Genomic DNA, 14,022 nt, shown 5'->3' on the forward strand with positions numbered 1-14,022 from the left:
GAGTATTGGGTCCAGCATGTGCGCAGCACTGTGCGGTTCCACGATGGCGTGACATATCTGGCCGAGCACGGGGTGACCCGGTTCCTGGAACTCGGACCGGACGGTGTGTTGACCGCGTTGGCGGCGGAATCCGTCGAGGGCACGCTGGTGTCGGCCCTGCGGAAGGATCGTGCCGAGGAAGAGAGCGTGCTGACTGCGGTGGCGTCGCTGTACGTCGCCGGGCAGGACGTCGACTGGCCGGTGTTCTTCCCCGGCACCACCCGGGTCGACCTGCCCACCTACGCCTTCCAACGGCAGCGCTACTGGATCGACGTACCGGCGGGCTCGCTCGACGCGAGCGGGCTCGGGCTGACCGCGACCCGGCACCCGCTGATCGGCGCGGCCACGCCGCTCGCCGAATCCGGCGGGATCCTGTTCACCGGCCGTCTCTCGGTGGCGACGCACCCGTGGCTCGCCGACCACGTCATGCTCGGCAACGCCCTGCTGCCCGGCACGGCGTTCCTCGAACTGGCCGTGCGCGCGGGTGACGAGGTCGGCTGCGCGCAGGTGGAGGAGCTGACGCTCGCCGCGCCGCTCGTGCTCCCCGGCGAGGGCAGCGTCCGGCTCCAGGTCGTCGTCGGCGAGCCGGACGACGACGGCGCCCGCAAGCTCACCGTCCACTCGCGACAGGACGACGACGCGCCGTGGACGTTGCACGCCGGCGGCGTTCTCGTTCCGCAGGCCGTCACCCCGGACCTGCGGCTCACGAGCTGGCCGCCGCGAGACGCCGAACCGATCGACCTCGACGGCTTCTACGACCGGGGCGAAGACGCCGGCGCCCAGTACGGGCCCAGCTTCCAGTGCCTGACCGCCGCGTGGCGGCTCGGCGACGAGGTGTACGCCGAGGTCGCGCTGCCCGAGCGGGCCGCCGGCGACGCCGCGTCCTTCGGCCTGCACCCGGCGCTGCTCGACGGTGCCCTGCAGGCATTGGTCTTCCTGCCGCTCGCCGACGGCGGAACCGGGCGGCTGCCGTTCTCGTGGTCGGCGGTCTCGCTGCACGCGAGCGGAGCGTCGAGCCTGCGGGTCCGGCTGGCGAAGGCCGGCCCCGAGTCGCTCTCGCTCGCCGTGTCCGATCCGGGTGGCCGCCCGGTGGCCTCGATCGGCTCGCTCGCGCTGCGCACGGTGCAGGCGAGCGAGCTCCGGCACCGGCCGCTCGACTCGCTGTACCGGCTCGCGTGGCACACGCGGGCCCCGGAGACCGAGCCCGGGGACCAGAACTGCGTCGTCCTCGGCGACGACCAGCTCAAGCTGGCGGGCCGGCTGGGTGCCGAGGTGGAGGCGACCTCGCACCGCACGCTGGCCGACCTCGGCGCGGCCATCGACGGGGGTGCGCGCCCCGATCTCGTGTTCGTGCCGTGCGTGTTGAACGGGCACACCACCGGACGTGTTCCCGCCGACGTCCGGACCGCCGTCGGCGGAGTGCTCGACCTCGTGCGCGACTGGCTCGCCGACGACCGGTTCGCCGGCGCGAAGCTCGCTTTCGTCACGAGGGGCGCGGTCGCCGCGATACCGGGCGAGGACATCCGGGACCTGGCGTTCGCCCCCGCGTGGGGCCTGCTCCGCACGGCGCAGGCCGAACACCCCGGCCGGTTCGCGATCATCGACGTCGACGACGAGGAGACTCCCGGCGCCGCGGTGATCGCCGCGGTCGCCTCCGGCGAACCCCAGCTGGCGGTGCGCGCGGGCGAGCTGTCCGTGCCCCGCCTCGAGCGGGCGGACACCGGGCTCCTCGAACTCCCGGCGGGCGACGTGCCGTGGCGGCTGGACAGCACCGACAAGGGCACCTTGGACAACCTCCGCCCGTTGCCCGCTCCCGAGGCCGCCGCACCGCTTCGCGCCGGCGAGGTGCGCATCTCGCTGCGCGCGGCCGGCGTGAACTTCCGCGACGTCCTCAACGCGCTCGGCATGTACCCGGGCGAGGCGGGCCCGATGGGGCTCGAGGGCGCCGGCGTGATCGCGGAGGTCGGGCCGGGCGTCACCGGGTTCGTGCCCGGCGACCGCGTCCTCGGCATGTTCCACGGTGCGTACGGCCCGCTGGTGGTCGCCGACCACCGCATGGTGGTGCGGATGCCGGCCGGCTGGTCGTTCACCGACGCGGCGTCGTTGCCGATCGCGTTCATCACCGCCTTCTACGCGCTCGTCGACCTCGCCGGGGTGCAGCGGGGCGAGTCGGTGCTCGTGCACTCCGCGGCGGGCGGCGTCGGCATGGCCGCGGCGCAGCTCGCGCGGCACCTCGGTGCCCGGGTCTTCGGCACCGCCGGCCCGGCGAAGTGGGAGGCGCTGCGGGAGCTCGGCATCCCCGACGACCGCATCGCTTCGTCGCGCACGCTGGAGTTCGCCGAGACCTTCCGGAAGGCGAACGAAGCCGGTGTCGACGTCGTGCTGAACTCGCTCGCGGGCGAATTCGTCGACGCGTCGTTCGACCTGCTGGCCGAGGGCGGCCGCTTCGTCGAGATGGGCAAGACCGACGTCCGGGCCGAGGCCCGGCCCGGCCTTCGCTACCACCCGTTCGACCTCGGCGACGCGGGTCCCGACCGGATCGGCGAGATCCTCGCCGAGGCCGTCGAGCTGGTCGAACGCGGCGTGCTGCGGCCGCTTCCGGTGACGTCGTGGGACATCCGCCGCGCGCCGGAGGCGTTCCGCCACATGAGCCAGGCCAAGCACATCGGCAAGGTGGTGCTCACCCTGCCCGCGCCGCTGGATCCGGCGGGCACGGTGCTGGTCACCGGCGGCACCGGCGGCCTCGGCGCGCACGTGGCGCGGCACCTGGTCACCGAACACGGCGCACGCAGGCTGCTGCTGCTCAGCAGGCGCGGCCTCGACGCACCCGGTGCGGCGGAACTGGCCGCCGAGCTGGCCGGGCTCGGCGCCGACGTCACGATCGCCGCGTGCGACGTGGCCGACCGCGCCGAACTGGCCGCCGTGCTGGACCGGGTTCCCGCCGAACACCCGCTGACCGGAGTCGTGCACACCGCGGGCGTGGTCGACGACGGCGTGCTCACCGCGCTCGACGGCGAACGCCTCGAACACGTGCTGCGGCCCAAGGTCGACGCCGCGGTGCACCTGCACGAGCTGACCTCCTACGACGACCTCGCGCTGTTCGCGCTCTTCTCGTCGGCCGCCGGGATCCTCGGCAACGCCGGGCAGGGCAACTACGCCGCGGCCAACGCGTTCCTCGACGCGCTCGCGGCGCACCGCAGGGCGGGCGGCCGCACCGTCACCTCGCTCGCCTGGGGCCCGTGGGCCGGTGGGGGGATGGCCGGTGAGCTCGGGGCGGCCGGCGTGCGGCGCATGGCGGCGTCCGGCGTGCGGCCGTTCGACGTCGCCGACGGCCTGCGCGCGTTCGACGCCGCGCGGCAGCTCGATCTCGCCGTGGTCGTGCCGATCCGGCTCGACCCGGCCCGGCTGCGCGCCGACACGGCGCCGGCGCCGCTGCGTGGTCTCGTCCGCCCGGCTCGCGGCCAGGCGCGGCCCACCGCGTCGAGTGCCGCGAGCGGGGGCCCCGCGTTCGCCGAGCGGCTCGAGACGTTGGCGGAGAAGGACCGGGGCCCGGCCGTGCTCGACATCGTGCTGGCCGAGGCCGCCGCGGTGCTCGGCTACGCCACGCACGAGGCCGTGCCGGCCGAACGCGGGTTCATGGAGATCGGCTTCGACTCGCTGACCGCCGTCGAGCTGCGCAACCGGCTCAGCGGCGCCACCGGGCTGAAACTGCCGGCCACGACGCTGTTCGACTACCCGACACCGGCCTCGCTCGCGACGCACCTGCTCGGCGAGCTCGCCCCGCACCTCGACCCGGCCGGCCACGGGGAACCGGCCGTGCACGCCGAGCTCGACCGGCTCGCGGAGCAGCTGTCCGCGACCGCCGGCTCGGTCGAACACGAGGAGCACGACCGGATCGGCGCCCGGCTGCGGGCCCTGCTGTCCACGTGGAACGGAGCGCGACGCCCGGGCGAAGGCCCTTCCGCGGCCGAGGCCCTCAGCGGCGCCTCGACCGACGAGATCTTCGATTTCATCGACAGGGAGTTCGGCTGAATGTCGTCAGACGGATCTGAACGGAAGCTGGTCGAGTACCTCAAGCGGGTCACGACCGACCTGCACGAGACGAGGGCCCGGCTGCAGGAGCTGGAGGCGAGCGGCACCGAGCCGATCGCCATCGTCGGGATGGGCTGCCGGTTCCCCGGCGGCGCGAACTCGCCGGAAGACCTGTGGCGGCTCGTCGACGACGGGATCGACGCCGTGTCGCCGTTTCCCGGCGACCGCGGCTGGGACACCGCGCGCGTCTACGACCCCGACTCCCGCCGGCCCGGGACCTCCTACGTGGACCAGGGCGGCTTCCTCGACGACGTCGCCGGGTTCGACCCGGCGTTCTTCGGCATCTCGCCCCGCGAGGCGGCGGCGACGGATCCGCAGCAGCGGTTGCTGCTGGAGACCGCGTGGGAGGCGATCGAGCGCGCTCGCATCGTGCCCGCGTCGCTGCGCGGCAGCCGGACCGGCGTCTTCACCGGCGTCATGTACGCCGGCTACGCCACCGACCTGCCGGGCCTTTCCGAGGAGGTGCTCGGGCACCTCGGCAACGGCAACCTCCCCAGCATCGCCTCGGGCCGGGTGGCGTACGCGCTCGGTCTCGAAGGCCCCGCCGTCTCGGTCGACACCGCGTGCTCGTCGTCGCTCGTCGCGCTGCACCTCGCCGCGCAGGCGCTGCGCAAGGGCGAGTGCTCGCTCGCGCTCGCGGGCGGCGTCACGATCATGTCCTCGCCCGGCGGGTTCGTCGAGTTCAGCCGCCAGCGCGGGCTCGCGCGGGACGGCCGCTGCAAGGCCTTCTCCGACGCCGCCGACGGCACCGGCTGGGGCGAAGGCGCCGGGATGCTGCTGCTCGAACGGCTTTCGGACGCGCAGCGGCGCGGCCACCCGGTCCTGGCCGTGGTGCGCGGCTCCGCCGTCAACTCCGACGGCGCGAGCAGTGGTCTCACGGCGCCGAACGGGCCGTCGCAGCAGCGGGTGATCAAGCAGGCGCTCGCCGACGCGGGCCTCGCGGCGTCCGATGTGGACGTGGTCGAGGCGCACGGCACGGGCACCGCGCTCGGCGACCCGATCGAGGCGCAGGCGCTGCTCGCCACCTACGGGCAGGGCCGGGACCGGCCGTTGTGGCTCGGTTCGATCAAGTCGAACATCGGCCACACCCAGGCCGCGGCCGGGGTCGCCGGGATCATCAAGGTGGTGCAGGCGCTGCGCAACGAGACGTTGCCGCGCACCCTGCACGTCGAGCGGCCCACCACGCACGTGGACTGGTCTTCGGGCGCCGTGCGGCTGCTCGCCGAACCCCAGCCGTGGCCGGCGGGCGAACGCGTCCGGCGCGCGGCTGTGTCGTCGTTCGGGGTGAGCGGCACGAACGCGCACGTGCTCGTCGAGCAGGCCCCCGAGCCGGCGGAAGTGGGCCCGGTACCCGACACCGGGCCCGTGGTGGCCTGGCCGCTGTCCGGCCGGTCGGCGGACGCGCTGCGCGCGCAGGCCACGACCCTGCTGCCGCAGGTGGACAAGATCGGCGCCCGGCCGGTCGACATCGGGTTCTCGCTGGCGACGTCGCGGTCGGCGTTCGAGCACCGCGCGGTCGTCGTCGGGTCGACGCGGGCCGAGCTGTGCTCCGGGGTCGCGGCGGTGGCCTCGGACGGGGCCGGCGTCACCAGGGGCGTGGCGGACGTGACCGGCCGGACGGTGTTCGTGTTCCCCGGCCAGGGCACGCAGTGGGCCGGGATGGCCACGGAGCTGCTGAACAGCTCCGAAGTGTTCGCGGCGCGGATGCGGGAGTGCGGTGACGCGCTCGCCGAGTTCGTCGACTGGTCGCTGCTTGACGTGCTGGCCGACGCGGAGATGCTGGAGCGCGTCGATGTGGTGCAGCCTGCGTCGTTCGCCATGATGGTTTCGCTGGCGGCGCTCTGGCGGGCGCACGGGATCGAGCCGGACGCCGTCGTCGGCCACTCGCAGGGTGAGATCGCCGCGGCGTGTGTGTCCGGGGCGCTTTCGCTCGCCGACGCCGCCCGGATCGTCGCGCTGCGCAGCCAGGCGATCCGCGAGGTGCTCTCCGGCGACGGCGGGATGGTGTCGATCGCGCTGCCGGAAGCCGCCGTCCGCGAACGCATCGCCCGCTGGGAGCCGCGGATCTCGACGGCCGCCGTCAACGGCGTGTCCTCGACGGTCGTCGCCGGCGAGCCCGCCGCGCTGGCCGAGCTGGTGGCCGCCTGCGAAGCCGACGGCGTGCGGGCGAAGCGGATCGCGGTCGACTACGCGTCGCATTCGGCGCAGGTGGAACGGATCGAGGAGCGGCTGCTGGCCGCGCTCGCCCCGGTCCGTCCGCGGGCCGGTGAGGTGCCGCTGTTCTCCACCGTGAGCGGCCAGTGGCTCGACACCGCGACGATGGACGCCCGGTACTGGTACACCAACCTGCGGCAGCCGGTGCGGTTCGAGACGGCGATCCGCGCGCTCGCGGCCGAGGGGCACACCGCGTTCGTCGAGGTCAGCTCGCACCCGGTGCTCACCGTCGGGGTGCAGGAGACATTGGAACGGGTCACGACCGGCGCGGCAGTCGCCGTCGGGACCCTGCGCCGCGGCGACGGCGGCCGCGACCGGTTCCTGACGTCGCTGGCCGAGCTGTACGTCCGTGGCGTGGCGCCGGAGTGGGACGTCGTGTTCGGCGGGCACGAAGCCCGGCCGGTCGACCTGCCGACCTACGCCTTCCAGCGGGAGCGGTACTGGCTCGAACCCGGAGAGGACACGGCTCCGGCCGATGCCGTCGACGCCGGGTTCTGGGCGACCGTCGAGAGCGACGACGTCGAGCGGCTGGCCCGCGAGCTCGGGGTCGGCGAGGCGGAGCTCGGCCCGGTCCTGCCCGCGCTGTCGGCGTGGCGGAGGCGCCGGCTCGAACGGTCCACAGTGGATGGCTGGCGGTACGGGGTTTCGTGGAAGCTCCTGTCGCGGAACGAGGCCCGGCTGTCCGGCCGCTGGCTCGTGGTGACGGGCGGCACCGAGCGGCAGGCCCGCCTCGTCGAGGGGTTGTCGGCGGCCGGTGCCTCCGTCGTGTCGCTCGACGTCGGGGACGTCTCCCCCGAGCGGCTGCGCGCGGCGGCCGGTGACGAAGCCGTCAGCGGCGTGCTGTCGCTGCTCGCGCTCGACGAGACGCCGGACGCGGAGTTCACCGAACCGGTCACGGCGACCGTCGCCCTCGTGCGGGCGCTCGGTGCCGCCGGGCTCGACGCGCCGCTCTGGCTCGCCACCTCGGGCGCGGTGTCCGCCGGTCGCGGTGACCTGGTGACGGCACCGCGGCAGGCGCAGCTCTGGGGACTGGGCCGGACGGCCGCGCTCGAACTGCCCGACCGGTGGGGTGGCTTGGTCGACCTGCCCGCGGAGCCCGACGAGCGCACGGCCGGGCGGCTGTGCGCGGTCCTGGCCGGAACAGCGGGCGAGGACCAGGTCGCGATCCGGGAGTCCGGCGGGTACGGGCGGCGGCTGACGAGGGCCGCCGCGCCGGTGGCCGAGTGGCAGCCCCGCGGCACCGTCGTGATCACGGGCGGCACGGGCGCGCTGGGGGCCCGGGTCGCCCGCTGGGCCGCGCACGCGGGTGCGGAGCGGGTCGTGCTGGCGTCGCGCCGCGGCCTGGCCGCGGACGGGGCGGCTGAGCTGGCCGCCGAACTCGAGGAAGCCGGTGCCGTCGCGTCGGTGGTCGCGTGCGACGTCACCGACCGGGAGGCGTGCGGCGAGCTGCTGGCCTCGGCGGGTGCCGAGGTGCCGGTGACGGCCATCGTGCACGCCGCCGCGGTGCTCGACGACGGCGTGCTGGAGTCCGTGACGCCGGAACAGATCGCCCGCGTGGTGCGGGCGAAGGCACTGGCGGCCCGGAACCTGGACGAGGCGTCGCGGGAGCTCGCGCTGGACGCGTTCGTGGTGTTCTCCTCGTTCGCGGCGACGATGGGCGCGGCCGGCCAGGGCGCCTACGCGGCCGCGAACGCCTACCTGGACGCGCTGGCCGAGCACCGGCGCGGGCTCGGCCTGCCCGCGACGTCGATCGCGTGGGGACCGTGGGCGGAGACCGGGCTGGCGACAGCCGACGAGGTGGCCGGCCGGGCGCGCCGCGGCGGACTGCCGCCCATGGCGCCGGAGCTCGCGCTGAGCGCGCTGCCCGGCTCGGTCGGCGATGCCTTCGTGGCCGTCGCCGATGTCGACTGGGACCGCTACGCGCCGAGCTTCACGGCCGCCCGGCCCAGCGCGTTGCTCGGCGACCTGCCGGAGGCCCGCCGGGTGCTCGCCGCGGCCGGTCCCGCGACCGGCGCGACGCTCGCCGGAGTCACCGAAGCCGAACGGCCGCGTGCCGTGCTCGAACTCGTGCGCGCACACGCCGCCGCCGCGCTCGGCTACGCGCGTCCCGAGGACATCGAGCCGACGCGGGCGTTCCGGGAACTGGGCTTCGACTCGCTCACCGCGGTGGAGTTCCGCAACGTGCTCGGCGCGGCGACCGGGCTGTCGCTGCCCTCGACCATCGTGTTCGACTACCCGACGGCCGAAGCGCTGGCCGGAATGCTGCTGGCCGAGCTGTTCGGCGCCGGTACTGCGGCACCATCGCCGGAACCGGGCCGGGCCAGCAGCGACGAGCCGGTGGCGATCGTGGGCATGAGCTGCCGGTTCCCCGGCGGCGCCGACTCGCCGGCCGCGTTGTGGCGATTGCTGTCCGACGGGGCCGACGCGCTGACGTCGTTCCCGGACGACCGGGGCTGGGACCTCGACGACCTCTACGACCCGGAGCCGGGCAAGCCCGGCAAGGTCTACACGCGGCGCGGTGCCTTCCTCGACGGTGCCGCGGAGTTCGACGCGGGCTTCTTCGGGGTGTCGCCGCGCGAGGCGGTGGCGATGGACCCGCAGCAGCGGCTGCTGCTCGAAACGTCGTGGGAGGCGATCGAGGGCGCGGGGATCGACCCCACCTCGCTGCGGGGCGGCCAGATCGGCGTGTTCGTCGGTACCAACGGGCAGGACTACTCCGTGCTCGTGATGGATCCGACCGCGGACACCGAGGGCCACGCGAGCACCGGAACGGCGGGCAGCGTGTTCTCCGGCCGGATCGCCTACGCGCTCGGCCTCGAAGGCCCGACCTTGACCGTGGACACCGCGTGCTCGTCCTCGCTGGTGGCGCTGCACCTCGCGGTGCAGGCGGTGCGGCAGGGCGAATGCGCGATGGCGCTGACCGGCGGCGCGACCGTGATGTCGACCCCGACCGCGTTCCAGGCGTTCAGCAGGCAGCGCGGGCTGGCGGAGGACGGCCGGGTGAAGGCGTTCTCGGACGACGCGGACGGCACCGGCTGGGGCGAAGGCGCCGGCATGCTGCTGGTGGAGCGCTTGTCGGATGCGCGGCGGAACGGGCATCCGGTGCTGGCGGTGGTGCGCGGGTCCGCGGTGAACCAGGACGGTGCGTCGAACGGCCTGACGGCGCCCAACGGCCCGTCGCAGCAGCGGGTGATCCGGGCGGCGCTGGCGTCGGCCGGGGTGGCCGCGTCCGAGGTGGACGTGGTGGAAGCGCACGGGACGGGTACCGCGCTGGGTGACCCGATCGAGGCGCAGGCGTTGCTGGCGACCTACGGGCGCGACCGGGAACGGCCGTTGTGGCTGGGGTCGGTGAAGTCGAACATCGGGCACACGCAGGCCGCCGCCGGGGTCGCCGGCGTCATGAAGATGGTGCTCGCGTTGCGGAACGAGCTGCTGCCCCGGACGCTGCACGTGACCGAGCCGTCGTCGCACGTGGACTGGACCGCCGGCGACATCGAGCTGCTGACCGAGCCGGTCCCCTGGCCGGCGGGCGGACGGCCGCGCCGGGCCGGGATCTCGTCGTTCGGGATGAGCGGCACGAACGCGCACGTCGTGCTGGAGCAGGCTCCCGACGAGGAAGCGGAGGCCGGTGTCACCACGGTGTCTCCGGTCGTGCCGTGGCTCGTGTCGGGCAGGACCGCGGATGCCTTGCGTGCGCAGGCGCGAGCTTTGGGATCCACTGTGGACGAAGATCCGGTTGCCGTGGGTTTCGCGTTGGCCTCGACGCGGGCGCGGCTGGAGCACCGTGCGGTGGTGCTGGCCGGTGACCGTGTTGCGGCGCTCGCTGCGCTGGCGGACGGCGAGTCGGTTCCGGGTGTGGTCTCCGGGGTGGTGGAGTCGGGTCGCTCGGCGTTTCTCTTCTCCGGTCAGGGTGCGCAGCGGTTGGGTGCGGGCCGGGAGTTGTATGACGCGTTCGCGGTGTTCGCCGATGTGGTGGATGCGGTGTGCGCGCAGGTGGATTCTTTGCGCGAGGTGATGTTCGGCGAGGACGCCGAGCTGTTGAATCAGACGATGTACGCGCAGGCGGCGTTGTTCGCTGTCGAGGTCGGGTTGTTCCGGCTCGTCGAATCCTGGGGTGTGACCCCGGATTTCCTGGTCGGGCATTCGATCGGTGAGCTGGCGGCGGCGCATGTCGCCGGGGTGTTCTCTCTGGAGGACGCGTGTGCCTTGGTGGCGGCGCGTGGCCGGTTGATGCAGGCCCTGCCGGCCGGTGGCGTGATGGTGGCGGTGCAGGCGACCGAGGCCGAGGTGCTGCCTCTGTTGGTCGAGGGTGTGTCGGTGGCGGCGGTGAACGGCCCGTCGTCGGTGGTGCTCTCTGGTGATGAGGACGCGGTCTCCTCGGTCGTCGAGCGTTTCGAGGGCCGCAAGTCGCGTCGGTTGTCGGTGAGTCATGCGTTCCATTCGGCGCGGATGGAGCCGATGCTGGCGGAGTTCCGCCGGGTCGCGGAAACGCTGACCTACCACGCGCCCGCGATTCCGGTGGTGTCGAATGTGACCGGACGACTGGCGGACGACCTGACGTCGCCGGAGTACTGGGTCCGGCACGTGCGGGAAACGGTCCGGTTCCACGACGGCGTGACCTATCTGGCCGATCAGGGTGTGACCCGGTTCCTGGAGCTGGGTCCGGACGGTGTGCTGACGGCGATGGCGGCGGAGTCCGTTGAGGGAACGCTGGCGTCGGCGTTGCGTAAGGACCGTGCGGACGTTGAGAGCGTGCTGGCGGCGGTCGCGTCGCTGTACGTGGTCGGGCAGGACGTCGACTGGTCGGTGTTCTTCCGCGGTGCGGGCCGGGTCGATCTGCCCACCTACGCCTTCCAACGGCAGCGCTACTGGGCGCGGACGTCGGCCGCCGCGAAGGGCGACCTCCGCGCACACGGCCTCGCCACGACCGACCACCCGCTGCTGGGCGCCGCGACCTGGCTCGCCGACACCGGCGGCGTGGTCTTCAGCGGACGGCTGTCCCTCGCCGAACAGCCGTGGCTGGCCGAGCACGTCGTACTCGGCTCCGTGCTGTTCCCCGGCACGGCGTTCCTCGAACTCGCCGTGCGCGCGGGCGACGAGGTCGGCTGCGCGGCCGTCGAAGAGCTGACCCTGGCGGCACCGCTCGTGTTGCCGGACCGCGGCGACGTCCGGCTGCAGGTGAGCGTCGGCGGAGCCGGCGACGACGGCGGCCGGCCGATCACCGTCCACTCGCGACCGGACGACGAGGCGTCGTGGACGCTGCACGCCGGCGGCCGGCTCGGCACGGCCGCGCGCCCGCCGGAGCGCGGGCTCGCCGAATGGCCGCCCGCCGGCGCCGAACCGGTCGACCTCACCGGGTTCTACGACGCCTACGCGGAACGAGGATTCGACTACGGTCCGGTCTTCCGAGGTGTCACGGCGGCCTGGCGGCTCGGCGACGACGTCTTCGCCGACCTGGCGCTCCCCGCCGACCAGCAGGCCGAGGCCACCCGATTCGGCGTCCACCCCGCGTTGCTCGACGCCGCCGTGCAGTCGGCGGCCCTGCGGGAGAAGCCCGGCGAACGGTCCGCGGCCGGGCTGCCGTTCTCGTGGACCGACGTGACCTTGCACGCGGCGTGCGCCTCGCCGGTGCGGATCAGGCTCGGCGGCGGCGACCCCGGCGGCATCTCGCTCGCGGTGACCGACACCGCGGGCCGGCCCGTGCTGACCGCGGGATCGCTGGTGCTGCGCGAGGTTTCGGCCGCGCAGCTGCGCGAGGCGCGGCCGGTCCACCACGACGCCCTCTTCCGGCTCGGCTGGACCCCGGTCGAACTGCCGGGCCCGGCCGCGGAGCCGGCGGTGCTCGCCGGCGACGGCACGTGGCCGGTGCCGTTCGACGCGACCGTCTACCCCGGACTCGACGACCTGCGTTCCGCCGACCCGGCACCCGCGGTCGTCGTGGTGCCCGTGCCCCGCCGGCCGGACGGTGACCTCGCCGCGAACGTCCGCGCGGCGACGACCTGGGCGCTGGACCTGATCCAGCACTGGCTCGCCGAGGACGCCGGCGCGGGCACCAAGCTGGTGTTCGCCACCACGGGCGCGGTCCAGGCCGGATCCGGCGAACCGCTCGGCGACCTGGCGAACGCGCCGATCTGGGGGCTCGTCCGCTCCGCGCAGGCGGAGCACCCCGGCCGGTTCCAGCTCGTCGACCTCGACGGAACGGACGCGTCCGCGGCCGTCGTGGCGCGTGCGGTGGCCGCGGACGAACCCCAGCTCGCGATCCGCGGCGGCGAGGTCCGCGCCGCGCGCCTCGGTCGCGTCGAGCCGCCGGCGGAACCGCCGGCCGGCTGGGACGAGCACACGACCGTGCTCGTGACCGGGGCGACCGGCACGATCGGCCGCTCCGTGGCCCGGCACCTCGTCACCGAACGCGGAGTGCGGCACCTGCTGCTGGTCAGCAGGCGCGGCACCGACGCTCCGGGCGCCGGGCAGCTGGTCGCCGAGCTGGCCGGGCTCGGCGCCGACGTCCGGCTCGCCGCGTGCGACGTCGCCGATCGGGCGGCACTGGCGACGTTGCTGGCCGAAGTGCCACCGGAGCACCCGCTCGGCGCCGTCGTCCACGCCGCGGGCACCCTCGACGACGGCGTGGTGACTTCGCTGACGCCGCAACGCTTCGACACGGTGTTGCGGGCGAAGGTCGACGCGGCGCTGAACCTGCACGAGCTGGCCGGGGCCGACGAGCGGGTCGCGTTCGTGCTGTTCTCTTCGATCGCCGGCACCTCGGGCAGCGCCGGGCAAGGGAACTACGCCGCGGGCAACGCGTTCCTCGACGCGCTCGCCGCCCACCGCAGGACGCTCGGGCTGCCCGCCGTGTCGCTGGCGTGGGGCCTGTGGGACGAGCGCAGCGAGATGACCGGGAAGCTCGCGGGCACCGACCGGTCGAGGATGGCGCGCGGCGGGCTCGTCCCGATGTCCACGGAGGACGGATTGGCGCTGTTCGACCTCGCCGTGCGCACCGAGCACCCGACCCTCGTCCCGGCGAGGCTCGACCTCGCCGGGCATCGCGGCGAGCCGGTGCCGGCGCTGCTGCGCGGCCTGGTGCGCGGCGCCGCGCGACCGGCGCGCACCGAACCGGTGCCGGTCCGGCACGAGCTCGCCGGGCTGCCCGGAGCCGAGCGGGAACAGCGGCTGCTCGAACTGGTCTGCGCGGAAGCGGCCGCGGTGCTGGGCCACGCGGACGCCAAGGCGATCGAGGCCGGTCGCGGGTTCCTCGCGCTGGGCTTCGACTCGCTCACCGCGGTCGAACTGCGCAACCGGCTGGGCGCGCTGACGGGGCTGCGGCTGCCCGCGACGCTGCTGTTCGACTACCCGTCGCCGAAGCCGCTCGCCAAGCACCTCGGCGACGAGCTCGGCGGTGAGCGGGGCACCGCGGCGGTTCCGTCGCTGGCCGAAGAACTGGGCCGGGTCGAGTCGCTGCTGCCGGCGGTCGCCGCCGACGAGACCGCGCGCGCGGCCGTGGCGCGGCGGCTGCAGGACCTGCTGTCCAAGCTGGGCGAGGCCGCCGGCGAGGACGCGAACGCGCAGGTCACCGAAAAGATCGACACTGCCTCGGACGACGAGATCTTCGAGTTCATCGACAACGAGCTCGGGATCTCTTGAGCATGGGACGGGCGAGCTGTGCCGGCTCCCGCAAGGAAG

The 14,022-nt window shown here is 74.4% G+C and carries 2 protein-coding genes (1 of these 2 running past the window's edge); both read left to right on the forward strand.

The features are described 5' to 3' along the window. Positions 1-4,071, forward strand: the end of a protein-coding gene (locus AB0F52_RS21860; protein ID WP_360173754.1) for a type I polyketide synthase. Its footprint begins 13,035 nt before the window's first position; 4,071 of the gene's 17,106 nt are visible here — the last part of the coding sequence; its start codon lies off the left edge, out of view; the stop codon is at positions 4,069-4,071. Continuing rightward, positions 4,072-13,983, forward strand: coding sequence for a type I polyketide synthase (locus AB0F52_RS21865; protein ID WP_360173757.1), 9,912 nt, complete (start codon positions 4,072-4,074; stop codon positions 13,981-13,983). Positions 13,984-14,022 lie beyond the last annotated feature (39 nt).

The organism is Amycolatopsis sp. NPDC024027, from assembly GCF_040638975.1.
Lineage (GTDB): Bacteria > Actinomycetota > Actinomycetes > Mycobacteriales > Pseudonocardiaceae > Amycolatopsis.